27 protein-coding genes are annotated in these 25,239 nt (G+C 34.4%); 23 read left to right on the top strand and 4 right to left on the bottom strand.

Annotated features, from left to right (window positions below; translation table 11 throughout):
- The first annotated feature begins 3 nt into the window (after positions 1–3).
- The 4 genes from R1X58_RS05830 to R1X58_RS05815 are packed head-to-tail and all read left to right on the top strand — an operon-like array spanning position 4 to position 4,537.
- Entirely contained in the window at positions 4–1,407 is a 1,404-nt protein-coding gene (locus tag R1X58_RS05830; protein ID WP_240572683.1) for a UDP-glucose 6-dehydrogenase, read from the top strand.
- A gap of 7 nt (positions 1,408–1,414) precedes the next feature.
- A complete protein-coding gene (locus tag R1X58_RS05825) occupies positions 1,415–2,401 on the top strand; it encodes a UDP-glucuronic acid decarboxylase family protein (RefSeq protein WP_240572419.1) in 987 nt (328 codons plus the stop codon).
- A 1-nt stretch (position 2,402) separates the two neighbouring features.
- Positions 2,403–3,758 carry an exopolysaccharide biosynthesis polyprenyl glycosylphosphotransferase gene (locus R1X58_RS05820; protein ID WP_240572418.1) on the top strand — a complete coding sequence of 452 codons (1,356 nt, stop codon included), beginning with the start codon at positions 2,403–2,405 and terminating at the stop codon, positions 3,756–3,758.
- The gene (locus tag R1X58_RS05815) at positions 3,758–4,537 is read left to right on the top strand and encodes a glycosyltransferase family 2 protein (protein ID WP_240572417.1); all 780 of its coding nucleotides are present in this window, start codon (positions 3,758–3,760) and stop codon (positions 4,535–4,537) included. Before R1X58_RS05820 ends, R1X58_RS05815 begins: the two co-directional genes overlap by 1 nt.
- Here R1X58_RS05815 and R1X58_RS05810 read toward each other — a convergent pair.
- Entirely contained in the window at positions 4,521–5,828 is a 1,308-nt protein-coding gene (locus tag R1X58_RS05810; protein ID WP_240572682.1) for a phenylacetate--CoA ligase family protein, read from the bottom strand. The two genes, R1X58_RS05815 and R1X58_RS05810, sit on opposite strands and share 17 nt — an antisense overlap.
- A gap of 154 nt (positions 5,829–5,982) precedes the next feature.
- Between R1X58_RS05810 and purD the strand changes: the two genes are divergently transcribed.
- Positions 5,983–7,254 (top strand): phosphoribosylamine--glycine ligase, encoded by a 1,272-nt coding sequence (purD, locus tag R1X58_RS05805; RefSeq protein ID WP_240572416.1) that lies wholly within the window; start codon positions 5,983–5,985, stop codon positions 7,252–7,254.
- On the opposite strand, the gene R1X58_RS05800 is transcribed toward purD, so the two are convergent.
- A complete protein-coding gene (locus R1X58_RS05800) occupies positions 7,249–7,476 on the bottom strand; it encodes a DUF6341 family protein (RefSeq protein ID WP_240572415.1) in 228 nt (75 codons plus the stop codon). The genes purD and R1X58_RS05800 overlap by 6 nt on opposite strands.
- 126 nt (positions 7,477–7,602) lie before the next feature.
- Here R1X58_RS05800 and R1X58_RS05795 point away from each other — a divergent pair, with 126 nt between their 5' ends.
- Positions 7,603–8,526, top strand: a complete 924-nt coding sequence (locus R1X58_RS05795; protein WP_240572414.1) for a DUF6427 family protein — start codon at positions 7,603–7,605, stop codon at positions 8,524–8,526.
- On the opposite strand, the gene upp is transcribed toward R1X58_RS05795, so the two are convergent.
- Positions 8,515–9,174 (bottom strand): uracil phosphoribosyltransferase, encoded by a 660-nt coding sequence (upp, locus tag R1X58_RS05790; protein ID WP_240572413.1) that lies wholly within the window; start codon positions 9,172–9,174, stop codon positions 8,515–8,517. The two genes, R1X58_RS05795 and upp, sit on opposite strands and share 12 nt — an antisense overlap.
- A 74-nt stretch (positions 9,175–9,248) precedes the next feature.
- Between upp and R1X58_RS05785 the strand changes: the two genes are divergently transcribed.
- Positions 9,249–9,854, top strand: a complete 606-nt coding sequence (locus R1X58_RS05785) for a DUF4254 domain-containing protein (protein WP_240572411.1) — start codon at positions 9,249–9,251, stop codon at positions 9,852–9,854.
- Between the two features lie 21 nt (positions 9,855–9,875).
- The gene (locus R1X58_RS05780; protein ID WP_240572410.1) at positions 9,876–10,886 is read left to right on the top strand and encodes a glycosyltransferase family 9 protein; all 1,011 of its coding nucleotides are present in this window, start codon (positions 9,876–9,878) and stop codon (positions 10,884–10,886) included.
- Between the two features lie 45 nt (positions 10,887–10,931).
- Here the strand turns inward: R1X58_RS05780 and R1X58_RS05775 are convergent, their stop codons facing one another.
- On the bottom strand, positions 10,932–11,993 hold the full coding sequence (locus R1X58_RS05775) for a ferredoxin--NADP reductase (RefSeq protein WP_240572409.1): 1,062 nt from the start codon (positions 11,991–11,993) through the stop codon (positions 10,932–10,934).
- A 137-nt stretch (positions 11,994–12,130) separates the two neighbouring features.
- Between R1X58_RS05775 and R1X58_RS05770 the strand changes: the two genes are divergently transcribed.
- The 15 genes from R1X58_RS05770 to dut all read left to right on the top strand — a co-directional run bounded on the left by R1X58_RS05770 (position 12,131) and on the right by dut (position 25,227).
- Complete coding sequence (locus R1X58_RS05770) at positions 12,131–12,538, top strand: DUF2059 domain-containing protein (protein ID WP_240572408.1); 408 nt, start codon at positions 12,131–12,133, stop codon at positions 12,536–12,538.
- A gap of 135 nt (positions 12,539–12,673) precedes the next feature.
- Positions 12,674–15,235 carry a type IX secretion system periplasmic lipoprotein PorW/SprE gene (gene porW / locus R1X58_RS05765; RefSeq protein WP_240572407.1) on the top strand — a complete coding sequence of 854 codons (2,562 nt, stop codon included), beginning with the start codon at positions 12,674–12,676 and terminating at the stop codon, positions 15,233–15,235.
- Positions 15,236–15,249: 14 nt separating this feature from the next.
- Positions 15,250–15,648 (top strand): bactofilin family protein, encoded by a 399-nt coding sequence (locus tag R1X58_RS05760; RefSeq protein ID WP_240572406.1) that lies wholly within the window; start codon positions 15,250–15,252, stop codon positions 15,646–15,648.
- Positions 15,623–15,853, top strand: a complete 231-nt coding sequence (locus R1X58_RS05755; RefSeq protein WP_317293010.1) for an AtpZ/AtpI family protein — start codon at positions 15,623–15,625, stop codon at positions 15,851–15,853. Before R1X58_RS05760 ends, R1X58_RS05755 begins: the two co-directional genes overlap by 26 nt.
- Positions 15,846–16,217, top strand: a complete 372-nt coding sequence (locus R1X58_RS05750) for a DUF6168 family protein (protein ID WP_240572405.1) — start codon at positions 15,846–15,848, stop codon at positions 16,215–16,217. The genes R1X58_RS05755 and R1X58_RS05750 overlap by 8 nt, the downstream gene beginning before the upstream one ends.
- 136 nt (positions 16,218–16,353) lie before the next feature.
- Entirely contained in the window at positions 16,354–17,478 is a 1,125-nt protein-coding gene (gene atpB / locus R1X58_RS05745) for a F0F1 ATP synthase subunit A (protein WP_240572403.1), read from the top strand.
- Between the two features lie 38 nt (positions 17,479–17,516).
- On the top strand, positions 17,517–17,705 hold the full coding sequence (atpE, locus tag R1X58_RS05740; RefSeq protein ID WP_057782517.1) for an ATP synthase F0 subunit C: 189 nt from the start codon (positions 17,517–17,519) through the stop codon (positions 17,703–17,705).
- A 108-nt stretch (positions 17,706–17,813) separates the two neighbouring features.
- Positions 17,814–18,314: a F0F1 ATP synthase subunit B gene (locus R1X58_RS05735; protein WP_240572402.1), complete on the top strand. Its 501-nt coding sequence runs from the start codon at positions 17,814–17,816 to the stop codon at positions 18,312–18,314.
- A gap of 7 nt (positions 18,315–18,321) precedes the next feature.
- Complete coding sequence (atpH, locus tag R1X58_RS05730) at positions 18,322–18,858, top strand: ATP synthase F1 subunit delta (protein WP_240572401.1); 537 nt, start codon at positions 18,322–18,324, stop codon at positions 18,856–18,858.
- 29 nt (positions 18,859–18,887) lie between these two features.
- Complete coding sequence (gene atpA, locus R1X58_RS05725) at positions 18,888–20,468, top strand: F0F1 ATP synthase subunit alpha (protein WP_240572400.1); 1,581 nt, start codon at positions 18,888–18,890, stop codon at positions 20,466–20,468.
- A gap of 45 nt (positions 20,469–20,513) precedes the next feature.
- Entirely contained in the window at positions 20,514–21,374 is an 861-nt protein-coding gene (gene atpG, locus R1X58_RS05720; RefSeq protein ID WP_240572399.1) for an ATP synthase F1 subunit gamma, read from the top strand.
- 251 nt (positions 21,375–21,625) lie between these two features.
- Positions 21,626–22,714: a peptide-N-glycosidase F-related protein gene (locus R1X58_RS05715; RefSeq protein ID WP_240572398.1), complete on the top strand. Its 1,089-nt coding sequence runs from the start codon at positions 21,626–21,628 to the stop codon at positions 22,712–22,714.
- Positions 22,715–22,837: 123 nt separating this feature from the next.
- On the top strand, positions 22,838–23,122 hold the full coding sequence (locus R1X58_RS05710) for a hypothetical protein (protein ID WP_240572397.1): 285 nt from the start codon (positions 22,838–22,840) through the stop codon (positions 23,120–23,122).
- A 211-nt stretch (positions 23,123–23,333) separates the two neighbouring features.
- Positions 23,334–24,791, top strand: a complete 1,458-nt coding sequence (locus R1X58_RS05705) for an oligosaccharide flippase family protein (RefSeq protein ID WP_240572396.1) — start codon at positions 23,334–23,336, stop codon at positions 24,789–24,791.
- 1 nt (position 24,792) lies between these two features.
- On the top strand, positions 24,793–25,227 hold the full coding sequence (gene dut / locus R1X58_RS05700) for a dUTP diphosphatase (RefSeq protein ID WP_240572395.1): 435 nt from the start codon (positions 24,793–24,795) through the stop codon (positions 25,225–25,227).
- Positions 25,228–25,239: the final 12 nt, after the last annotated feature.

Here is a 25,239-nt window from a genome sequence, read left to right as displayed (position 1 = left end):
TTAATTAAAGTAAAAAATATTTGCTGCATAGGAGCTGGTTATGTTGGAGGGCCAACAATGGCGGTTATTGCACAAAAATGCCCACATATAAAAGTTACGGTTGTAGATGTTAACTCATCTAGAATTTCAGCATGGAATGATGAAAATCTTGACAAATTACCGGTATTTGAGCCAGGGCTAGATGCTGTTGTTAGTGAGGCGCGTGGAAGAAATTTGTTTTTCTCTACTGATGTTGATCAAGCGATTGATGAGGCTGATATGATTTTTATTTCGGTTAATACGCCAACCAAAACCTATGGTAAAGGTAAGGGTATGGCTGCCGATTTAAAGTATATTGAATTATGTGCGCGCCAGATTGCTTCTGTTTCGAAATCGAACAAAATAGTCGTTGAGAAATCAACGTTACCAGTGCGTACAGCTTCAGCCATAAAGAATATTTTAGATAATACAGGTAATGGTGTTGAGTTTCAGATACTATCAAATCCGGAATTTTTAGCAGAAGGAACAGCAGTTGAAGATTTATTTGCTCCAGATCGTGTATTGATTGGTGGTGATACATCTGCTAAAGGTCAGGAAGCAATTCAGGCTTTAGTTGACGTTTACGCTAACTGGGTGCCTAAAGAACGCATTTTAACCACGAATGTGTGGTCTTCGGAGTTGTCTAAACTTACCGCAAACGCCTTTTTAGCGCAGCGTGTATCATCTATCAATTCTATGTCTGCCCTTTGTGAAAAAACCGGAGCTGACGTTAATGAAGTAGCCAAGGCCATCGGATTGGACTCTAGGATTGGTTCTAAGTTCTTAAAATCTTCAGTTGGGTTCGGAGGGTCTTGTTTTCAAAAGGATATCCTAAACCTTGTTTATATTGCTAAAACCTACGGCTTGAATGAGGTTGCCGATTATTGGGAACAGGTGATTATCATTAACGATTATCAAAAGAATCGTTTTTCAAATAATATTGTGAGTACGCTTTATAATACGGTTTCAGGAAAAAAAATTACATTTCTTGGTTGGGCATTTAAAAAGGATACGAATGATACGCGTGAATCTGCTGCGATTCAGGTTGCTGATAATTTATTGAATGAGCAAGCACAAATTGAGGTTTATGATCCTAAGGTTATTGAAGAGCGTATTTACGCTGATTTAGATTACCTGAATACACGATCTGAAGACGAAAACAGAAGCTTGTTAAAGGTTAAAAAGGATCCTTATGAGGCGTGTAAAGATAGTCATGCTATTGCTATATTAACCGAATGGGACGAGTTTAAAACTTATGACTGGCAACGTATTTACGATAATATGCTAAAGCCAGCTTTTGTGTTTGACGGACGAGGTATTTTAGACACAAAAGCTCTTGAAAACATTGGTTTCGTTTGCTATTCTATAGGAAAAGGGTCTAATAAATAAATTAAGGATGAAGAGGGTTTTAATAACTGGTGCTGCTGGATTTTTAGGGTCACATTTATGTGATCGGTTTATTAAAGAAGGCTTTTATGTTATTGGCATGGATAATTTTATTACCGGCGACCCAAAAAATCTTGCTCATTTAGAGAATCACTCGAATTTTGAGTTTATTGAACATGATGTTACCGAATTTGTTGAGATTGAAGGAGATTTAGATTACATCCTGCATTTTGCTTCGCCGGCCAGTCCTATAGATTATCTTAAAATTCCAATTCAAACGTTAAAGGTAGGCTCGTTAGGGACACATAATTTATTGGGATTGGCTAAAGCTAAAAAAGCAAGAATATTAATAGCTTCTACATCTGAAGTGTATGGAGATCCTTTAGTGCATCCACAGTCTGAAGATTATTATGGAAACGTCAACACTATTGGACCTCGAGGTGTCTATGATGAAGCAAAACGATTTCAGGAGTCAATTACTATGGCATATCATCGGTTTCATGGTTTAGAAACTCGCATTGTTCGCATATTTAACACCTATGGACCGAGAATGCGATTGAATGACGGACGCGTTATTCCTGCTTTTATGGGGCAGGCTCTTAGAGGGGAAGACCTTACGGTTTTTGGAGATGGTTCGCAAACCAGATCGTTTTGCTATGTTGATGATCAGGTAGAAGGAATTTATAGACTGTTGTTTAGCGATTATGCGTATCCGGTTAATATTGGTAATCCGCATGAAATTACGATTAGAGAGTTTGCAGAAGAAATTATAAAGTTAACAAACACTTCTCAAAAAGTAATATATAAGGAATTACCGGTTGATGACCCTTTACAACGTCAGCCAGATATAAGTTTAGCAAAAGAACTATTACATTGGGAACCGAAAGTAAGTCGCGAGCAGGGTATGAAATGGACGTTTGATTATTTTAAAACTCTATCGAAAGAGGAATTATTTGAGAGTGAACACAAAGATTTTAAACAACATATAAAGAGGTAAATTGAGTATAAAAAAACAAGGCAGATTTTCCAAATTTATCAACCCAATATCGAGGTGTATAGATGTCGGGCTTATTATAGGAACTATTTTCTTATTTCCAATAAACTTCAATCATGTTTATTTGTTCTTGCTATATTCTGTTGTTTTTTGGGAAGCTATAGCCTTTTATAATCATTTTTATGAGGTGCAAAGGCACACACGTTTATTTCAAATTGTGGCTTTGCTATTAAGACAATTTGTGTTGCTTGCTTTTGCTTTATATGCTTACATTGGGTTTTTTAAACAACCAAATATTAGTCGTTTGGCTTTAGGTGAGTATTTGATTTCGGTTTTTCTTTTGGTGTCCTTTTTTAAAATTTTGACGTTTTTTCTGCTAAATAGGTATCGTGCTGTTTTAGGTGGTAACTTAAGAAATGTTATTGTTTTAGGAAATACGGAAAAGTCTAGACAATTAATCAAAATTTTTAACACCAAACTTCATTTTGGTTATAGGTTTAAAAAGCAGTTTATTGTTAAAGATGATGAGTTTTCTCTTAAAAAGTGTTTCGATTATATTATTGAAAATGATATTAATGAGATTTATTTTTCTGTAGCAACATTAACTAATAAGCAGATAAATAAACTTATCGATTTTGCCGATAATAATTTAAGAGAGTTAAAGTTTATTCCCGATAATAAAGATATTTACTCAAGAAAACTTAAATACGAATATTACGATTATATTCCGATCCTTTCCATGAGGGATATCCCTATTCAGGAGCCTGTTAATAAATTTGCAAAGCGAGCTTTCGATATTATTTTTTCGTCCTGCGTTATTGTTTTCTTATTGTCTTGGTTAACACCGATTTTAGCTATTATCATTCGTTTGGAGTCTAAAGGTCCAATATTCTTTAAACAATCAAGAAATGGATTCAACTATAAAGAGTTTGATTGTTATAAATTTAGATCGATGATGCCTAATGAAAATGCTCATTTACATCAAGCAACTAAGGGGGATATGCGTATAACAAAAGTTGGGGCGTTTATTCGTAAAACAAGTATAGATGAGTTGCCACAGTTTTTCAATGTGCTTTTTGGAGATATGTCTGTTGTAGGACCGAGACCTCATATGGTTAGTCATACCAATATGTATGCTCAAAGAGTAGATAAATTTATGGTTCGTCATTTTGTGAAGCCTGGTATTACCGGCTTGGCACAAACCAGTGGTTTTAGAGGTGAGATTGAAACAGATAAGGATATAGTAAACCGCGTAAAGTATGATATTTTTTATATAGAAAACTGGTCGCTATTACTTGATTTAAAAATTGTGATTCAGACATTTCTAAACGCTGTTAAAGGCGAAGAAAAGGCGTACTAATGAATACAATGGTTTCAATAGTAACACCTGCATATAATTCGGAAAAATATATTATTGAAACCATTCAATCTGTTTTAAATCAAACTTATCAAAACTGGGAATGGATTATTGTAGATGATGGTTCGACTGATAATACGGTAAACATTGTAAAGGAATTTATTTCAAAAGATTCAAGAATCAAACTCTTTCAGTTGAAATCTAATTTAGGACCTGCGTTGGCGAGAAATAAAGGAATTGAAGAAGCCAAAGGTGATTTTATTGCTTTCTTAGATTCGGATGATATTTGGAAACCAGATAAATTGGAAAAACAAATTGCTTTTATGAAAACAGAAAAATGCGATGTTTGTTTTTCTTCTTACGATTTAATTGATGAGAAGGGTAGGTTAGTAAATAAGAGAGTTTGTGTTTTAAGCCAGGTGTCTTATAAGAAGCTTTTAAAAAGTAATTATATAGGCAACTTAACAGGGGTATATAATGCCCGAATTTTAGGAAAAATAGTCGTTCCTGATTTACGCAAAAGACAAGATTGGTTATTGTGGTTAGAAGCTTTAAAAAGATCTGGAAAAGATGCTAAAGGCATTAGTGAATCCTTGGCTTATTATAGAGTACATAAACGTGGAATATCGTCTAATAAAATGGCTTTACTAAAGTATAATTATTTGGTTTATAAAAAGGGTTTAGGCTTTTCTGTTTTAAAGTCATTGAAATACTTAGTTTTGTTTTTGTATGAACATTTTTTTGTAAAATCGAAACTAGTAATATCTACAGATAACTTTTAAACTGCTTCAATTTCCCGCTTTTTTCTCTATTTAAGCATTCTTTTCTTTCGAATTGGATATCGAGTCCAAATTCTAAATAGGTTTCGACAGCGGCTTTTATATTTGTTTTGTCTTTTTCATAAAGTGGCGTGTTACTAACATAACTTATTTTAAAGGTATTAATCTGGATTTGTTCAATAATGAATTCCTTTACATTTCCTGAATCTTCAATTACTGTTTTTGTGACGTAATAAAAGGTTAATCCTGCTGCTGTTTTTCCACTAGGAAGGGTAACCAGATCATTAGTACGACCAATTAAATGTTTCAAAACAGGTTTTTTTAAAGTGCTCGATTCAGATAATGTGCCAACATCACCTAAGTCATATCGAACAAAAGGATGTGCTTTGTTATATAGAGAGGTAATAACGATGCGTCCTTCTTTTCCGTAAGGGAGCACCTGATTGTTTTCATCTAAAATTTCAATAAATAGATCTTCACTATTTACTATCCATCTATTTTCTGAATTTTGAAAAGCAATGACACCTAATTCGGCAGCGCCATATTCGTTGATAACAGGAATGCCAAATTGCGTTTCTAAAAGCGTTCTGTCTTCTTGAAAAAGCATTTCCGAAGTCACTATGCAAACTTTCAGAGTAGGGCAAACATCTTTTAAAACAAGATTTTTATTTTTAAGAAACTTAGCAAACTGAACAATTGAACTTGTGTATCCGTTGAGATATTCAAATGTTGTGGATTTAAATTTAGTGATGCACTTTTCAAATTCAAAATCACTTAAATCAAAAACAGAGAATCGATATCTGTTACCTAAAGCATCTTTTAAGCGTTCTTTGTAATAGCCTTTTTTATCTAAAGGAATACCATAAAATCGGGCTTGTTTTGATGTGTTCAGGTTAATGTCATACCAACTATAGCGGTCAAAAATCCCCGACCAGGTTAGAGCATGACAAAATTTATCTTTGGCAAAAATAAAGGGATCTCCCGAAGAACCTGAGGTCTTATTTACAAACGAATTTTTTTTAGAAAATCCCTCAGAAAGCCTGTTTGATAAGGGTTGCTGTAAATCCCGTTTAGTCATCACTGGAATGCTATTCCAATTATTCGGATTGGCATTTTTAGCAAATGTCTTATAAAACGGATTATGTTTTAAATGGAAGGCAATAATCGCCTGTTTCTGTTCATTTAGATAATCAGCGTATTTATCCTCACTTATGCTTTGAATCTGATGTAAAAGACGGTTGGTTTCCTGGATTGGAAAGCCTTTTAGTTTTAGTGATAGGTTAAATAAATTCAACAAGAAGCATAATTTTTGTAAAGTAAATAAAAAAAAGTCGTGAATTCGAGGCATTAATTTTATTTTTGCAGACGGAAAAAACAGTTTTAGTGCTCGGCATTAAAAAACAATAAACTGAAATCCCCAAAAAGGGAAATCTAAAAATATCTAAACAATGAATATATTAGTTCTTGGTTCAGGAGGAAGAGAACATGCTTTCGCTTGGAAAATCGCTCAAAGCCCGTTATGTAATGAATTGTATGTAGCACCTGGAAACTCAGGTACTGCAAATGTAGCGACCAATGTAAATATTGGTGTAACCGATTTTGAAGCAATTAAAGAATTAGTATTAGAGAAAGGGATTGATTTGGTTGTAGTAGGGCCGGAAGATCCTTTAGTACAAGGGGTTCACGATTTCTTTTTAAAGGATGATGCTATTAAGCATGTTTCAGTTATCGGGCCACAAAAGGAGGCTGCTGAATTAGAAGGAAGTAAAGAATTCGCTAAAGAATTTTTATACCGTCATAACATTCCAACAGCTGCTTACGAAAGTTTTACTGCCGAAACTGTTGAGAAAGGATATGCGTTTTTAGAAACTTTGAATGCGCCGTATGTGCTTAAAGCCGATGGTTTAGCTGCTGGAAAAGGGGTTGTTATTTTAAATGATTTAGACGAAGCTAAAGCGGAATTAAAAAGCATGTTAGTCGATGCTAAATTCGGACAGGCGAGTACTAAAGTGGTGATTGAAGAGTTTTTAGATGGTATCGAGTTAAGCTGTTTCGTGTTAACCGATGGTGAAAACTATAAAATTTTACCAACCGCTAAAGATTACAAACGTATTGGAGAAGGTGATACCGGATTAAATACGGGTGGTATGGGAGCTGTTTCTCCAGTACCTTTCGCTACAGATGAGTTTTTAAATAAAATTGAAGAGCGTATTGTTAAGCCAACTATCGAAGGGTTTAAGAAAGATAAATTACCTTATGTAGGTTTCGTATTTATCGGGTTAATTAAAGTAGGTGACGACCCTAAAGTAATAGAATATAACGTACGTATGGGAGATCCGGAAACGGAAGTTGTTTTACCAAGATTGAAGAATGACTTTGTTGAGGTTCTTCAGGCTATGGCAAACGGAACACTTAACGAAATTAACATCGAAATCGATGAGCGTGCAGCTACAACCATTATGATGGTGTCTGGAGGTTATCCTGAAGCTTACGAAAAAGGTAAAGAAATTACAGGTTTAGATGCTGTGGAAGATTCTATTCCTTTTCATGCAGGGGCACAGTTAAAAGATGGGAAAGTGGTAACAACAGGAGGACGTGTTATTGCAATTACCTCTTACGGAGAAACCTACCAGGAGGCCATAAAAAAATCTTACCAAAGCATAGATAAACTAAACTTTGATAAGATGTATTATCGTAAAGATATAGGATTCGATTTATAAAAACGAGTGCGAAGAAACAGTTTTGTCTTCTTCGTTGTTGTCGTTAAACTTTTTAAGTTGTAACATCCAGTACACGATAGCTACTAGACAGATAACAACAAAAATCCAAGAAATGGCGCTTGCTGCGAACCAGTTTTCAAGTTCTAAAGCACGTAAAGCATCTAAAGGTTTAAAAAGAACATTAACGAATAAATCCTGTATCGCGTAAAAAAAGTCTTTCATGAGTGTGTTATATTAATTTTTAAAGGCTCATGTCACATTCAATATTTATAATTTCAAAAGAGAAATAAATAAATATATCAGTTTCATAGTTAGTATATTTACGTAGCAAAAATACAAAAACGGTTAATGATAGCAAGTCTTTTTAGTAAATCTAAGCCAATAAATTTCGTCGTAGTACTTTTTATTACGCTTTTGTCTTTTACTGTGGCTAGAATTCCGTTGTTTAATCAACCAATGACTGTGGCTTTAATTTTCAAGCAGTCATTGGTTTTTTTATTGTGTTGTATTACAATTTTGGTGGTCAATTTTATTATTTCAAAGAATAATTTAACCAAAAAAAACAACTACGATGTATTATTGTATAGTGTGTTTTTACTCACTTTTGTACAAACTACAGACGATGTCAATATACTGTTTGCTAATTTCTTTTTCCTTCTAGGATTGAGGCGAATAATGAGCTTACGAACAGAAAAGAGTATTAAAAAAAAACTGTTTGATGCTGCTTTTTGGATAGCCATTGCATCACTATTTTATTTTTGGGCAATTCTGTTTTTTGTGTTGATAATTGTGAGTTTGTTATTGTATTCCGATAACGATTTACGTCATTGGATAATACCTTATACAGGGGTAGCTACCGTGTTTATATTGTCGGTTTGCACATCCATAGTTGTTACCGGAGATTATTTCGATTTACTTCATATTAATCCACAAATAGGAGCTGATTTTACAGCATATAATTCGGTGAAATATTTAGTAGGAATTACGATGTTATTGTCTTTTGGAATCTGGGCCTCCATGTTCTATTTGAAGAATTTAAAAAGTAAAAAGAAGTCGTTTCGCGCGTCTTTTCAAATTATAATTATAGCCTTTTTGGTTGCCGCGTTAGTGATTGCCATGGCACCAAATAAAACAGGTAGTGAATTCTTATTTGCCTTTGCTCCTTTGGCTATTATCATTACCAATTACCTGGAAACCATCGATGAAAATTGGTTTAAAGAAGTATTTTTATCTATTCTCGTGGTGGTACCTTTTATTATGTTATTGCTGTAATTTTTGTCCGAAAGCTAAATCACCGGCATCACCTAATCCGGGAACGATATAGCTATTTTCGTCGAGTTTTTCATCAATAGTTGCAATCCATAAATGGGTGTTTTCATTAAAATGTTTGTCGACAAATTCTACGCCTTCAGGTGCACCTATTAAACTTACTAAATGTACTTCTTTTGGCGTTCCAAAGGGTTTTAACGCTTCGTAGGTTGCAATCATAGATTGTCCAGTGGCTAGCATAGGGTCCGCGAGAATTAGGGTTTTTCCTTCTAAACTAGGGCAGGCTAAATATTCAACAATAATCTCAAAACTTTCAGGGTTGTGTTTGTGATGTCTGTAAGCTGAAATAAAGGCATTTTCAGCTTTATCGAAATAATTTAATAAACCATTATGCAAAGGAACGCCGGCTCTTAAAATGGAGCATAAAACGATGTTGTTTTTAATTAAATTCATTTTACTTATGCCTAAAGGAGTGGTAATTTCCTGAGTTGAATAGTTTAGGGTTTTACTCATTTCGTAACCTAAAATTTCACCAATACGTTCAATATTTCGTCTGAAACGCATGCTGTCTTTTTGAATGTTTACATCTCGCATCTCGGCAATAAAGCTATTCAGGATTGAATTTTCAGTTGAGATATTGTGGATTTTCATGCGTTCAATTTTAGAATTCAACAATAAAGTTAATTAATTAGACTTATATTTGTGCTCCTAAATATTAATACATCATGTTTACAGATAAAGCCAATAAAATATTTCAAGAGGTTATTGCAAAATACCACGTTGTAGATTCAGTAGATCAACCATTCGAAAACGCTTATCCAGAGAGCGATTTAATCGAGCATTTATTATACAGAAAATGTTGGATTGATACCGTACAATGGCATTACGAAGATATTATTCGCGATCCGCAAATCGATCCGGTAGCGGCTTTAAAATTAAAACGTCAGATTGATGCTTCTAATCAGGACAGAACTGATATGGTGGAATACATTGATAGCTACTTTTTAGATACATATAAAGATGTTGAAGCTAAAGCTGAAGCGACAATCAATACGGAGAGTCCTGCTTGGGGTGTTGACAGATTATCAATTCTTGCTTTAAAAATTTACCACATGAATGAAGAAGCAACACGTACTGATGCATCAAATGAACACAGAGCGGCATGCCAAAAGAAATTAGACGTGTTATTAGAGCAACGTGTAGATTTAAGTACAGCTATTGATACTTTGCTAAACGATATCGAAAATGGCGATAAGTACATGAAAGTGTACAAACAAATGAAAATGTACAACGACGACGAGCTTAACCCGGTTTTAAGAGGTCAAAAGTAATCTGTTGTTTAAATAATTTACATGCCAAAATCACCTGAACATATTCTTGTTATTCGCCTTTCGGCAATGGGTGATGTGGCTATGACGGTGCCTGTGCTTCGGGCATTTACAAAACAATATCCTCTGGTTAAAGTCACGGTTTTAACCAGAGGTTTTTTTATGCCTTTTTTTAAAGGAATTTCTAATGTTAATGTGTTTCCTGCCGATTTAAAAGGAAAACATAAAGGTGTTTTCGGCTTGCATAAATTATCTAAAGAATTAAAAGCTTTAGGTGTTACTCAGGTTGCCGATTTACACAATGTGCTTAGAACAAATATTCTAAAAACTTTCTTTTTTGGAACCAAAGTTGTTCAGATTGATAAAGGTCGATCAGAGAAAAAAGCATTGGTTTCGGGAGACATTTTTCAGCAACTAAAAACCACGCATCAGCGTTATGCCGACGTGTTTAATGCTTTAGGTTATCCGGTAGATTTAAGCAATCCAATATTTCCAAAACCAAGTGAGTTAACTATAAATGGCTTTGAAAATAAATCTGAAAAATGGATTGGAATAGCGCCTTTCGCGGCGCATGAAGGAAAAATGTATCCTTTAGTGCTGATGAAAGAAGTTATCGCTGAATTATCAAATGATTATCGCATTATTTTATTTGGTGGTGGAACGGAAGAAGCTCAAATTCTTGATGGTATCGCTCAAAGTTTTGATAATGTAATTAATACAGCAGGACAGTTAAAATTTGACGAAGAATTAGCTGTAATTTCTAATTTAGATGTCATGTTGGCTATGGATTCCGGTAATGCACACATGGCTGCTATGCAAGGTGTAAAAGTGATTACCATTTGGGGAGTAACGCATCCTTATGCTGGTTTTGCACCGTTTAATCAACCTGAAGATTACGCTTTGGTGGCCGATAGAAATCAATTTCCTTTAGTGCCAACTTCTATTTACGGAAATAAATATCCAGAAGGTTATGAGAAGGCTTCAGCGAGTATTTCATCTCAAAGAATTATAGAAAAAATAAAGGCCGTCATCTAATTCGATAACAGCCTTTTTATATTTAAACTTCAAATTCAGTTTTTATTAAACGTCATCGTAGTCTACAGTAATGGTTGCTGTGGTTGGATGTGCCTGACAGGTTAATATTAAACCTTCAGCAACTTCCTGCTCGGTTAGAATGCTGTTTTGACGCATTGTGGCAGCACCTTCTTTTACGCGTGCCAAACAACTACTACAAATACCACCCTGACAAGAATATGGCGCATCTAAATCTTCATCGATAGCCGCTTCAAGAATGGTTTGTTTTTGAGACATTTCAATAACGGTTTCTTCATCGTCAACAATAATTGTAGCCTTAGTTATTCCGTTGGCAGTAGACGCAGCGGGAGTTACAATATCCTCAGTTTTTGCAGCTTTAAATAGTTCGTAATGAATGCGGTCTGCATCAGCACCATTAGCCGTTAAAACATCTTTAACCGTGTGAATCATGGCTTCGGGTCCACATAAGTAGTACGCATCAACATCAATATGTTTGTGCTTGTTTTTCATCACGTAGTTTACCGTGCTTTTCTCGATACGACCAAAAATAGCGTTGTCTTGGTCGGCCTGGCTAAATACAAACTGAATAGAGAAACGGTCTTTATATTCATGCTGAAGTTCTAAAAGTTCATTTAAGAACATGGTGTCTTCAGTGGTTTTGTTTCCGTATACTAAAATCACATGGCTGTGTACTTCTTCTTCCAATGCACATTTAATAATGCTTAAAACTGGTGTGATACCACTACCTGCTGCAAAAAGTGCTATGTTTTTAGTGATAGAATCGTTTGGTTCAAATGTAAAACGTCCCTTTGGAGGTGCAACTTCTAAAACATCACCTGCTCTTAATTCTGCATTCGCATATGCCGAAAACGTTCCGTCTTTAACTTCCTTAATAGCCACTTTTAATTCACCACTTTTTGGTGATGAACAAAGGGAGTAATCACGACGAACTTCATTTCCGTTAACGGTTGCTCTTAACGTAATGTATTGTCCGGCTTTAAATGAAAATGTATCGGTTAAAGCTTCAGGAACATCGAAAGTTATACTAATGGCTTTAGATGTCTCTCGCTCTATATTTTTAATGGTAAGATTGTGAAATGATGACATGTGTAAATTTTTGACAAAAATAGTGAACTTGACGTGGAAAAATTAAATTTGTTAGAAACAATTGGGCTAAAAAAAATATTAATTCGTAGAATTGTGTAAGAATAACCCTGAAATTAATTATCTAAAAATCAGTAAAAATGAAAAACCTTTTATTTGCTTGCTTATTTGTTGTGGGAACCGTGGGGCAGGTTTTTGCTCAAGACAATTCCGAATTTAAAAATGAAACCATCAATTTTATTAAACTTACAGGGTCTACAACGGCATTCGAAACGGCTATTTCTCAAATAGGAAGTATGGTTTCTGAAGATAAAAAGGAGGTTTATATGGAAGAAGCTAAAGGGACTTTAGATGGTTTGTACCAGAAAATGGCCGGGTTGTATATGGCTGAATTTACACGTGAGGAAATTCAGGAGTTAACCGCATTTTATAAAACCGATTTGGGTAAAAAACTTGCTAATAAACAATATGGTTTAGCTCAAAAAGCGATGATGTTTGGTCAGAGCTGGGGTATGGAAGTGCAGGCTATCGCTCAAAAATATATGTAAATACGTCTATTGGCTTTCTTAAAGCGAGTTTTGCAAGTCATTTCATCGCATAATCAAAAAAGATGTTTATTTTTACCTGCTTACATAATATAAGTAAGAGTTTATAGTTATTTAATTAGACTAAAAATACCAACATTGAAAGCATCATTTAAGGTTCCATCTGTCATTGCATGTTCCATTCTTTTGGTTGTAGGTTGTTCCAGAAAAAAGGACAAGTTTATCAGCCGAAATTTTCATGCTGTTACGGCAGAATTCAATACACTTTACAATGGTTACAATGCTTTAGAGCAGGGTCGAGCAAGTCTTAATGAAAGTTATACTGATAATTACTGGGATATACTGCCAATTGAACGCTTAGAAGTATTTGATGACGTGATACTTCCTGGGCAATCTAAAAATGAAAGTTTCGGAACGGCTGAAGAAAAAGCTGTAAAGGCTATTCAAAAGCACAGTATGAACATTGGCGGAAAGGAGAAAAACCCGCAAATGGATGAGGCTTACTTATTGTTAGGGAAAGCCCGTTACTTCGATCAGCGTTTTGTGCCGGCTTTAGAGGCTTTTAATTATATTCTTTATAAATACGCAGCCAGCGATAAAATAAATCAGGCAAGAATTTGGCGAGAGAAAACCAATATTCGTTTAGAGAATAATGAGCTTGCCATTAAAAATCTAAAACGTTTACTGGAGCAGGAAGAATTGGAAGATCAGGATTTAGCTGATGCGACATCTATGTTAGCCCAGGCATATTTGAATACAAAATCCATTGATAGTGCTATTACACAACTTGAAGTTGCTTCTAACGCTACAAAGAGTAACGATGAGCGTGGCAGGTATCGTTTTATCCAGGGACAGTTATATAATGAATTAGGCTATAAGGACAGTGCGAACATTGCTTTCGATAAGGTGATTGAGCTGAATAGAAAGACGCCAAGAATTTATATGATTAGCGCCCATCTCGAAAAGATGAAAAATTTCGATTACGAGCATGGCGATAAAATGGCGCAATTGGAATTGTTAACAGAGTTAGAAGAGAATCGTGAAAATCGTCCGTATCTCGATAAAATTTATTTCCAGAAAGGACAATATTATCAAAATACAAACGCTGAAGCTTTAGCTATTGAATATTACAATAAATCGCTTCGCACCAATTCCAGAGATCGTTTATTAAAAGCTAAAAATTACGAGATTTTAGGAGATATCGATTTCGATAATTCGGTGTATAAAGAAGCGGGAAATTATTATGATAGTACCTTAACCAATCTTGAAGAAAATTCGAAACCTTACCGTTTAATAAAACGTAAGCGCGATAATTTAGAAGATGTTATTTATTACGAGGGCATAGCAAAAACTAACGATAGTATTTTGCGACTGGTACGTTTACCGGAAGCAGAGCGCGTAGCTTATTTTCAGGAATTTATAGACGCTTTAAAGGTTAAAGCTGAAGAAGAAAAGGAAAAAGCTGAGGCTATAGAACGAAATAAAGGTATAGCTACGGTTAATGCGGGAAGTAGACAAGCGGCACCATTTCAAGGAGTAGGTGCACCGGCGCAGGCGACATTCTATTTTTACAACCCAACAACTGTGGCATATGGTAAAAATGAATTCATAAAAAAATGGGGTAACAGAGCTTTGGAAGATAACTGGCGTTGGTCTAGCAAAGGTATTGTAGGTAATGTTGGTGGTGCGGCAGGAACAGATATTGTAGCAGCTGCAACCGAAGAAGAATTATACGATCCGCAATACTACATCTCTAAAATTCCAACCGAACAGAAAGCCATTGATAGTATTTCTAAAGACAGAAACTATGCTTATTATCAATTAGGGTTGATTTATAAGGAGAAGTTCAAGGAATATGAGCTGGCAAAAGATAAATTTCAGGATTTGTTAGAGAGCAATCCTGAAGAGCGTTTAATATTACCTTCTAAATACAATCTTTATAAAATTTACGAGCTTTTAGGTGAAACTGGTGAAGCATCTATTGCTAAAAACGATATTATTACTAATTATCCAGATACACGTTACGCAACAATTTTGAGTAATCCGGATATGGTTTCTGAGGAAGATGAAAACAGTCCTGAAAATTTATATCAGGCGCTGTATGCGAAATATGAAAACCAAGAGTATGCAGAGGTTATTGCTAAAAGTGAAGATTATATTAATCGATTTGAAGGAGATGCCATTGTGCCGAAGTTCGAATTATTAAAAGCTACAGCGACTGGACGATTATATGGTTTCGATGCTTACAGCAAGGCCATCAATTTTATTAGCGTTACTTATGCGAATAAACCAGAAGGTAAGGAAGCACAACATATCGAAACCAATGTATTGCCTGTTTTGGCAAATAAAGATTTTGTTAAGGACAACGATAGTATTAGACAGCAATATAAAGTTGTCTATGCTTTTAAAGATGCAAAAAGAGAGCAATTAGAAGGATTTAAAACCGAATTAGATACCGTTTTAAGTCATATTAAATATTACAAACTTCAATCTTCAGTTGATGTTTACGACACAAATACTAATTTTGTAGTTGTTCATGGTTTAACCAATAAGCAGGTGGCTCATACTTTTGAACAGTTGTTTGCTAAAGAAGATAAAAAGAAAATTAAAGAACCCCATTTCGAAATATCGTCTGCGAATTATCAAATTATTCAGATTCACAAGAACCTAAACGATTTTTTAAACGTAGATACTAATTAAAATTAATAGCAATTATGTTTTCCGAAAACAAAAAAGAAAAAAAGATGACAGAAGGACCTACTAGTCAGAATATTTCTCAAGGCACCACATTAATTGGCGACATGAGTAGTGAAGGCGATTTTAGAATTGAAGGAACCGTTGAAGGTAATGTAGTTACCAAAGGTAAAGTTGTGGTTGGAAAAACCGGTTTTATAAAAGGAACATTACAAGGAACCGATGCGTATTTTGAAGGTAAATTTTCAGGTAAGTTAACCTTATCAGGAACCTTAACTTTAAAAGATTCTGCAGTTATAGAAGGCGAGGTTTCTGTAGCTAAGCTAGCTGTAGAGCCAGGGGCAGCATTCAACGTAACCTGTTTAATGAAAGGTGCTGTAAAAGAAATTAACAGTGGACAAAAATCAAAGACAGCTTAATAAGTATGTAAGGTTTACATCTATTGCACTTCAAATGGGGTTAACCATATATTTGGGGAGTAAATTAGGCGAGTGGTTAGATTATAAATTTGACAACTCCGATCAGTTATATTATAAAATAGTAACATTGCTAGCGGTTTTCCTGGCAATGTTTTCTGTTATTAGGCAAGTACTTAATATTACCAATAACGATAAAAATGATTAAAAGAATACTGGTTTTCACACTAGTTGTAGTTTTACTTTTTGCAATTGCTTTAACCATACATCAGCAATTTATTTCTCAGCCGCTATCATTTCCATTATGGCAGGTGTATTTATTTCACGCTATTGCATCTTTAATAGTGTATGCGAGTATTGAGGGTATTTGTAGCATTATGCCTAATAATGCGGGTTATGCTTATTTGGCATTTATGTTTTTAAAAATAGGTTTGTTCTTGTTGATTTTTAAAAATGCCGTGTTCGAAAATGACAGTTTAACTCAGGCAGAACGCTACGCTTTAGTGCTGCCATTATTCTTGTTTTTAACCACCGAAGCTATTGCTGTAGGAAAGTTGCTAAACAGCAAATAGTTAAAGAAAAATTTAGCTAAAATTTGATAATTCAGCATCATAAAAAAAACTAACTAAAAAAAGGGTTTGGGTTTTTAAATTATTGTGTACATTTGCACAAAATTTTAGAGAGCGTAATTTCATTAGTTTAGAAAATATGATGGTAGCAAAAAAATCTATCAAATTTATTGCAATTTTAGTTTTAATGATGACTTCGGTTTTTGCCTTTGCAAACGAAGGAGAGCATGATAATCAGCATCATGAAGGAGGAAATAAAATTGATACTCCAGAAGAGATTAAAGAATACATTGCACATCACTTAAAAGATTCTCACGATTTTCATTTATATACTAATAACGAAACAGGAACTCACGTAAGTTTCCCGTTACCTGTTATTGTATGGACTAGTGAAGGTTTAAGAACATTTATGTCTTCAGAATTTCACCACGACGATAACGGTCACGTTGTTGTAGAAAAGGGTGGTGTTAAGTTAACAAAGATTCACAGTAAAATATACGAATTAGAAGCTGGAGCAGATGAAGTTGTTTTTGACGATCACCACCACGCTGAAAATGCACACAAAGTATTAGACTTCTCTATTACTAAAAGTGTATTCGGTATGTTATTAGCAGGGCTTTTAATGATTTTAGGATTTGGAGCTTTAGCTAAAGGATACAAAAAAGGAGCAATTCCAACTGGTTTTGGTCGTGCTTTAGAGCCTTTAGTAATTTATGTGCGTGACGAAATTGCACGTCCGAATATTGGTGAGAAAAAATACAGAAAGTTCATGTCGTTCTTATTAACTGTATTCTTCTTTATTTGGATCTTAAACTTATTAGGTTTAACGCCACTTGGATTTAACGTAACAGGTCAGATTGCAGTAACCTTCTGTTTAGCAATTTTTACTGTTGTTATCTATTTATTTAGCGGAAGTAAAGATTTCTGGGGGCACACCTTATGGATGCCAGGAGTACCTTACATCTTAAGACCTATCTTAGCAGTAATAGAATTAATTGGTTTTGTATTAATTAAGCCATTCTCTCTGTTAGTGCGTTTATTTGCTAACATGACTGCAGGACACTTTGTGGTTATGAGCTTAATAGCATTAGTTATTACAATGAAAGAAGCCTTTGGTCCGGTAGCATCAACAGGTGTTTCATTAGCACTAGCATTATTTATCTCGGTTATCGAAATTCTGGTAGCCTTTTTACAAGCGTTTATTTTCACGATGTTATCATCGTTATTTATAGGAATGGCTGTTGAAGAACACGACCATCACTAATTAAGAATTTGTTTAATTAATATTTAAAATCAATTAGTATGTACAATTTAATTGGAGCAGGATTAATCGTAATCGGAGCTGGATTAGGTTTAGGTAAAATTGGTGGTAGCGCTATGGAAGCTATCGCTCGTCAACCAGAAGCTGCTGGAAAAATCCAAACAGCAATGATTATCATCGGAGCTTTATTAGAAGGTTTAGCATTCGGTGCATTAATCTTAGGAAAATAATTCCTAAAAGAAACAAAATAGAAATAGCATTCTGCAACGGTTGGTTGCAGAAGCTGTTTTTAAAAAATTAAACAAAACACAGAAGTAAAACTTATTATATAGTTACATATGGATCAGTTATTAAATGATTTTTCACCAGGATTGTTTTTTATGCAAGCCATCATCTTATTAATCTTAATTGTATTAATGAGAAAATTTGCTTGGAAACCTATTTTAGAGTCGTTACAAACTCGTGAAGACGGGATTAAAGATGCATTAGATTCAGCTGAAAAAGCAAGATTAGAAATGCAAAATCTTCAAGCAGATAATAAGAAATTATTAAACGAGGCTAGAGCAGAAAGAGAAGCGATGCTTAAAGAAGCACGTGAGATGAAGGATAAAATGATTGAAGCTGCAAAAACTGAAGCTGAGACACAAGCAAACACAATTATCGAGCAAGCGCACGCTGCTATCGAAAGCGAAAAGAAAGCTGCTATTGCAGAATTGAAAAGTCACGTTGCTGGTTTATCTATCGAAATCGCTGAGAAAGTGTTACGCGACGAACTTTCAGATAATAGTAAACAACAAAAATTAGTAGATTCTTTAATTGGAGAAGCTACATTAAGTTAATATTACTATGGCAGGAGAAAGAGCAGCAATACGTTACGCAAAAGCGGTTTTAAGTTTAGCATCAGATAAAAATGCAGCCGAGGCTGTTAATGCTGATATGACTTTAATTGCTAACACCATTGCAGAAAGTAAAGAATTAAACGGTGTGCTTCAAAATCCTATCGTAAGATCATCTATTAAAAAATCAGTAATCGAAGAAGTGTTTAAAAACACTAACGAATTAACTGGAAATTTAGTAGACACTTTAATTAGCAACAAAAGAATTGCTTTAATTGGCGAAGTAGCAAAACAATACAGTGTGTTATTCGACCAGTTAAAAGGAACTCAAATAGCTAAAGTAACTACCGCAGTGCCATTAACAGCAGAATTAAATGCTAAGGTATTAGCTAAGGTTAAAGAACTTACAGGAAAAGAAGTAGAAGTTCAAAACATTGTAGACGAAAACATCTTAGGAGGTTTCGTATTACGTGTTGGCGATGTGCAGTATGATGCAAGTATCGCTAACAAATTAAACAAGTTAAAAAGAGAATTTACATTAAACTAAAGATAGTTTTATCTTAAATAAACAATAAGATGGCAGAAGTTAAACCAGCTGAGATATCAGCAATCTTAAAACAACAACTTTCAGGTTTTGAAGCAGGAGCTTCATTAGACGAAGTAGGAACAGTATTAACTGTAGGTGATGGTATTGCACGTGCTTACGGACTTTCTAATGCACAATACGGTGAGTTAGTAGAGTTTGAAGGAGGATTAGAGGGTATCGTATTAAACCTTGAAGAAGATAACGTAGGTGTGGTATTATTAGGTCCTTCTAAAGAAGTAAAAGAAGGTTCTACAGTAAAACGTACAGGACGTATTGCTTCTATTAATGTAGGAGAAGGTATTGTTGGTCGTGTTGTTGATACTTTAGGTAACCCTATCGATGGTAAAGGTGCTATTGCAGGACAAACTTACCAAATGCCTTTAGAGCGTAAAGCTCCAGGTGTTGTTTTCCGTGAGCCTGTAACTGAGCCATTACAAACTGGTATCAAGTCTATCGACGCGATGATCCCTGTTGGTAGAGGACAACGTGAGTTGGTAATTGGAGACCGTCAAACTGGTAAAACTACCGTTTGTATCGATGCTATCTTAAATCAAAAAGAATTTTACGATGCTGGGAACCCAGTATACTGTATATATGTTGCTGTTGGACAAAAAGCTTCAACTGTAGCAAACATAGCTAAAACATTAGAAGAGAAAGGTGCTTTAGCTTATACAACTATCGTAGCTGCTAATGCTTCAGATCCAGCTCCAATGCAGGTTTACGCTCCTATGGCGGGTGCTGCAATTGGTGAGTACTTTAGAGATACTGGTCGTCCTGCTTTAATCGTATTCGATGATTTATCGAAACAAGCAGTTGCTTACCGTGAGGTATCTTTATTATTACGTCGTCCACCAGGACGTGAGGCGTACCCTGGAGACGTTTTCTACTTACACTCTCGTTTATTAGAGCGTTCTGCTAAAATCATCAACGATGATGAGATCGCAAAAGGAATGAACGACTTACCAGATTCATTAAAATCTGTTGTAAAAGGTGGTGGTTCGTTAACAGCTTTACCAATCATTGAAACTCAAGCAGGTGACGTATCGGCTTATATTCCAACAAACGTAATTTCTATTACAGACGGACAGATTTTCTTAGATGGTGATTTATTTAACTCTGGTGTACGTCCTGCAATTAACGTAGGTATTTCTGTATCTCGTGTTGGTGGTAACGCACAGATTAAATCAATGAAAAAAGTATCTGGTACTTTAAAATTAGACCAGGCTCAATTCCGTGAGTTAGAAGCATTCGCGAAATTCGGTTCAGATTTAGATGCTGTTACTTTAAACGTAATTGAGAAAGGTAAGCGTAACGTTGAGATCTTAAAGCAAGCTCAAAACGATCCATTTACTGTTGAAGATCAGGTTGCAATTATCTACGCTGGTTCTAAAAACTTATTAAAAGACGTTCCTGTAGAAAAAGTAAAAGAATTCGAAAGAGATTACTTAGAATTCTTAAGAGCAAAACACAGCGATGTATTAGCGACTTTAAAAGCAGGTAAATTAACTGATGAAGTTACAGATACATTAGCTACTGTAGCAAAAGAATTATCAGGAAAATATAGAGCATAATTAATATTCCTGCTTCGGCAGGAGTCTTATTTCATATTTTAAAATATGGCGAATTTAAAAGAAATACGTAACAGAATAACATCGGTATCTTCAACGATGCAGATTACCAGTGCCATGAAAATGGTATCTGCTGCAAAGTTAAAGAAGGCACAAGATGCTATTACAGCAATGCGTCCTTATGCAGATAAGTTAACTGAGCTTCTACAAAGCTTAAGTGCAACTTTAGACGAAAATACAGGAAGCAAATACTCTACACAACGTGAGGTAAACAAAGTACTTATTGTAGCTATTACTTCAAACAGAGGTTTATGTGGGGCATTTAATTCTAACATCATTAAGGCTGTAAATAGATTAACTACTGAGACGTATGCTAATCAGGAAGTATCTTATTTAGTTATTGGTAAAAAAGCAAATGACGCTTTTAAGAAGACCAATAAAATTATTGCTAATAAGAGTGCAATCTTTGATGACTTAACTTTTGATAATGTTGCTGAAGTAGCCCAAATGTTAATGGATAAGTTTGTTGCCGGGGAGTTCGATAAAATTGAAATCGTATACAACAAATTTAAAAATGCTGCGACTCAGGAAGTAATGACTGAGCAGTTTTTACCAATCGTTCCAGTTTCAACTGAAGCGAATGTAAACTTAGATTATATTTTCGAACCTTCGAAAGTTGAAATCGTTGAAGCATTAATTCCTAAGTCATTAAAAACGCAACTGTATAAAGGTATTAGAGATTCTTATGCTTCTGAGCACGGTGCCCGTATGACGGCTATGCACAAAGCAACAGATAATGCTAAAGAATTAAGAGATCAGCTTAAATTAACTTACAACAAAGCACGTCAGGCTGCTATTACCAATGAAATCCTTGAGATCGTTGGTGGAGCCGAGGCTTTAAATAGCTAAGTTTCGATTTAGATTTCTTAAAATCATAATATTTAAAACCTCTCAAATTTTGAGAGGTTTTTTTATGCGCTAATAAATTATCTTGGTAGGGGACAAGACCACGAGGAATTTAAGGGAATAAAGTTTGATTTCGATGTATATCTCGGAGCATTTTTTAAATCTCGATTATCGAGTAAAGTGCTAAAACTATATTAAAAGCTTTAGGAAGGCTTAAGGTTTTCATAATTTTCGGGAATATTAAAACTCAATCAATGAAAAAACTATTAATCATCCTGTTATGTCTGCAAGCATTCGGATGTAAAACATCTCAACAAGAAAGTCAGTCAACAGAGCGGCAAATTTTCGACCAAATTATTTTCTATAATGGCTACGGAAAAACGGTTGATGAACCAGTTGATGAATATGTTATAAGACTAAAGAATTCTAGCTATGTAAAACAACTTACTGAAGACGATTTAAATGCCATTAGCGACAGGTTGAATCTTCAAGTCACCCTTCATGCCAGATGTGATAATTATGACCGTTTAGGTCACGTTGCGCTTAATTTTGTAAAAAAGGGAAAGCCTTATGTCGAAAAAAATGTGGTTATATCACAGGAAATAGCACGTTTCGTTACTCCCTTTATGAATAAAAATAAGATGCCTAATAGTGTCGATTATTTGTATGAAATAAACAACATAGGACGCTTGTTAAACAATAAGGAACTTCGAAAAACCTACGATTTCTGGATTCAGTTTGATTTGTTTGGCACGCCGGATGCTGCACAAAAACAGGTTGAAGGTTGCGAAGGTCGCGGTGATGTTTATGGAGGAAGTATTAAGCTTATTTCTTCATCTAAGCCATATTCGAACAAAGTTGACAAATTAGTACACTTATATTCTCGTGATAAGCTTGATAATTATAAACATACCAATGTTGAAGGGGAAACGATTAAGTTTAATGAGTTTGTTTTAGACAGGCCATTAAAAAATGCTAGATTGTATGTTATAACCTCAAATCATGGTGCTAATAAAGGAGGTGAAGAATACATTCGTCGTGAGCATGTGGTGTATTTTGACGGAGAAGAGATAGCTAAATATACACCGGGTGGTGAAAGCTGCGAAGAGTATCGTGTTCTAAATACACAGAGTAACGGTATATATGGTAAAAAAACTAAGAAACCAGAAGACTGGGCACGTTGGAACAATTGGTGCCCAGGGAATAAAATTCCCATTAGAATTTATGATTTAGGTGATTTGAAAACTGGAAAACATCAGTTTAAAATGGACGTACCAGAGGCCGAATTTAAAGATCAAAAAGGATATATTCCTTTAACGGCGTATATTCAAGGGGAAGAATAGTAAATTTCAAAAGCCTCATATTGTTATTAGGCTTGTTTATGGCATCAATTTTGAAAATACTTATTTAAATAACAGTAAAATTGAAATCAAATGAATGCTTTAAAACATATAATATACCCTATTATGTCGATGCTATTAGCTTTAAGTTTATATCAATGTGCAGGAGCTAAGCAATCTGAATTAATGAAACCTTTAGATATTGAAGCCGTTTATTATAAAGAATTAGATTCTATAAATAGGGAAATATATGTTGTTGTTAAATTGAATTCTATTCCATTAGACCATATGTATTTTCATGGGAAAAAAATTAGTTTAAGTAAGCAAAATGATATTTTGTATTCGGGTGTTTATCAAAAGAAAGAGTTGGTAAAAGAAGATTTTATTATGAGTGATAAACCTTTTGCTTAATATGGGAATAAGCTACCTGTTTTAACAGAAAAAATACCTTTCATTTTAAAAGAAAATGAATGTATGATTGGTTATAAACTAGATGATGAGTACCAGTATTTTAAGTATTCGAAAGTGATACGTAAATAGAATTTATAACAAATTAAGCTTCAAACAGGTTTCTTTGGTTTGCGTTGGGTAAAAGCGTATTTTTAGCCATAAATTTTAAGGATTGGGTACATTAAAAAGATTTTTTAAAGACACCATTATTTACGGGATTGCAGCTATCCTGCCAAGGGCTATAAATATTTTTTTAGTACGCCTACATACAGATGTGTTTGGTGCAGAAAAATATGCAATAAACACAGACTATTATGTATATGCAGCTTATTTAAATGCCATACTTACTTATGGACTAGAGACTGCTTTTTTTAGATTTTTTAGCAAGGAAAAGGAAAAAGGAAAGGTTGTCTCTACATCTTTTATATCCCTTTTAATAACAACATGTTTATTTTTAGTTGTTGCTTTATTCTTTGCAGATAACATTGCCAGTATCTTTGGTTTTGAAAGCATTTTGCACGTAAAAATATTAATCTGGACTGTTTTTTTTGATACAATTGTTGTTATACCATTTGCTTATTTGAGAGTAACAAATCAGCCCATAAAATTTACGGGTATTAAGATTTTTAATATTTCTGTATTTGCGATTTTAAATGTTCTGTTTTTGTGGATTATACCAAATGGAATATTATCAGAAGACATTTTACCTAAAATATTGCATTTCTATGAAGCCGGTCAACCTCAGGTTATTTATATCTTCTTAGCAAATGTTATTGCGAGTTTTTTCACGTTCGTATTACTGATTCCTATTTTATTTAAAATGAAATGGACTTTAAACCCTGAAATTTTAAAAAAACTTTTAATGTATGGACTTCCTATTATGGTTGGCAGTTTAGCTTATGTAACTAATGAAAATGTAGATAAGTTGTTTTTAGGGGATTTAATAGGTAAGAAGGAAATGGGTATTTATGCAGCTTGTTACAAATTGGGCGTATTTATGACGCTTTATATTTTTGCTTTTCGCTTAGGAGCAGAGCCTTTCTTTTTTAATCATGCGAAAGAGGTTAATGCAAAAGAAAATTATGCCACAATACTTAAATGGTTTACCATTTTGGGAGCTATTTTTATGCTGATTGTGGTTTGTTATATCGATTTATTCTCTAGTATTTTATTAGGTCAAAAAGAATATTTTGAAGCGCTGAGTATTGTCCCCATTATTTTATTGGCCAACCTGTGTTTAGGTATATACAATAATTTAGCAATATGGTACAAACTTACCGATAGAACTAGTTATGGTATGTATATTTCAATATTAGGGGCAATAATTACTGTTGTTTTTAATTTGACTATGATTCCAAAAATTGGGTTTATGGCATCAGCTTGGGCAACATTAGCGGCTTATGGAACCATGATGTTAATATCATATTTTATAGGGAAAAAATATTACCCTGTACCTTATGATTTAAAACGTATAGGTGGTTATCTGATTTTGTCAACTTTAATAAGTTTTATTTCTTTTCAACAAGGATTAAGGGGCGATTATTTAATAAATACAGGCCTAGTTTTAGTATTTTTGACCATCATTTATATTTCAGAGAAAAAACAAATCAAACAGCTTTTAAAAAGATAATATGCAAATTAAAATCATCAATAAATCCAGTCACGACTTACCTAACTACGAAACGATTGCTTCCGCAGGTATGGATTTACGAGCTAATTTATCAGAACCACGAATTTTAAAACCATTAGAACGTAGTATTGTTGGTACGGGGTTATTCATAGAATTACCAATTGGTTATGAAGCTCAGGTACGCCCAAGAAGTGGTCTCGCAGCAAAAAAAGGAATAACTGTTTTAAATGCTCCGGGAACTGTAGATGCCGATTATAGAGGAGAAGTGGGAGTAATTTTAGTCAACTTGTCTAACGAGGAGTTTGTAATTAATAATGGCGAGCGTATTGCTCAGTTAGTTATTGCTAAACACGAACGTGCAGAGTGGGTTGAAGTTGAAGCTTTATCAGAAACCGATAGAGGAGAAGGTGGTTTTGGAAGCACCGGTGTAAAATAAATAGTATAATGA

The organism is Aestuariibaculum lutulentum (assembly GCF_032926325.1).
Taxonomy (GTDB): domain Bacteria; phylum Bacteroidota; class Bacteroidia; order Flavobacteriales; family Flavobacteriaceae; genus Aestuariibaculum; species Aestuariibaculum lutulentum.
Note: the sequence above shows the minus strand (reverse complement) of the source record. Positions and strands in the feature narration are given on the sequence as shown.

Excerpts from the sequence above, each read along its gene's own strand:
- R1X58_RS05750 (WP_240572405.1), top strand. The coding sequence starts at position 15,846 with ATGATTAAAAGAATACTGGTTTTCACACTAGTTGTAGTTTTACTTTTT.
- R1X58_RS05775 (WP_240572409.1), bottom strand. The coding sequence starts at position 11,993 with ATGTCATCATTTCACAATCTTACCATTAAAAATATAGAGCGAGAGACA.
- atpB (WP_240572403.1), top strand. The coding sequence starts at position 16,354 with ATGATGGTAGCAAAAAAATCTATCAAATTTATTGCAATTTTAGTTTTA.
- R1X58_RS05760 (WP_240572406.1), top strand. The coding sequence starts at position 15,250 with ATGTTTTCCGAAAACAAAAAAGAAAAAAAGATGACAGAAGGACCTACT.
- upp (WP_240572413.1), bottom strand. The coding sequence starts at position 9,174 with ATGAAAATCCACAATATCTCAACTGAAAATTCAATCCTGAATAGCTTT.
- atpA (WP_240572400.1), top strand. The coding sequence starts at position 18,888 with ATGGCAGAAGTTAAACCAGCTGAGATATCAGCAATCTTAAAACAACAA.
- atpG (WP_240572399.1), top strand. The coding sequence starts at position 20,514 with ATGGCGAATTTAAAAGAAATACGTAACAGAATAACATCGGTATCTTCA.
- purD (WP_240572416.1), top strand. The coding sequence starts at position 5,983 with ATGAATATATTAGTTCTTGGTTCAGGAGGAAGAGAACATGCTTTCGCT.
- R1X58_RS05815 (WP_240572417.1), top strand. The coding sequence starts at position 3,758 with ATGAATACAATGGTTTCAATAGTAACACCTGCATATAATTCGGAAAAA.
- R1X58_RS05785 (WP_240572411.1), top strand. The coding sequence starts at position 9,249 with ATGTTTACAGATAAAGCCAATAAAATATTTCAAGAGGTTATTGCAAAA.
- dut (WP_240572395.1), top strand. The coding sequence starts at position 24,793 with ATGCAAATTAAAATCATCAATAAATCCAGTCACGACTTACCTAACTAC.
- R1X58_RS05825 (WP_240572419.1), top strand. The coding sequence starts at position 1,415 with ATGAAGAGGGTTTTAATAACTGGTGCTGCTGGATTTTTAGGGTCACAT.
- R1X58_RS05735 (WP_240572402.1), top strand. The coding sequence starts at position 17,814 with ATGGATCAGTTATTAAATGATTTTTCACCAGGATTGTTTTTTATGCAA.
- R1X58_RS05770 (WP_240572408.1), top strand. The coding sequence starts at position 12,131 with ATGAAAAACCTTTTATTTGCTTGCTTATTTGTTGTGGGAACCGTGGGG.
- R1X58_RS05795 (WP_240572414.1), top strand. The coding sequence starts at position 7,603 with ATGATAGCAAGTCTTTTTAGTAAATCTAAGCCAATAAATTTCGTCGTA.
- atpH (WP_240572401.1), top strand. The coding sequence starts at position 18,322 with ATGGCAGGAGAAAGAGCAGCAATACGTTACGCAAAAGCGGTTTTAAGT.
- R1X58_RS05780 (WP_240572410.1), top strand. The coding sequence starts at position 9,876 with ATGCCAAAATCACCTGAACATATTCTTGTTATTCGCCTTTCGGCAATG.
- R1X58_RS05710 (WP_240572397.1), top strand. The coding sequence starts at position 22,838 with ATGTCGATGCTATTAGCTTTAAGTTTATATCAATGTGCAGGAGCTAAG.
- atpE (WP_057782517.1), top strand. The coding sequence starts at position 17,517 with ATGTACAATTTAATTGGAGCAGGATTAATCGTAATCGGAGCTGGATTA.
- R1X58_RS05715 (WP_240572398.1), top strand. The coding sequence starts at position 21,626 with ATGAAAAAACTATTAATCATCCTGTTATGTCTGCAAGCATTCGGATGT.
- R1X58_RS05800 (WP_240572415.1), bottom strand. The coding sequence starts at position 7,476 with ATGAAAGACTTTTTTTACGCGATACAGGATTTATTCGTTAATGTTCTT.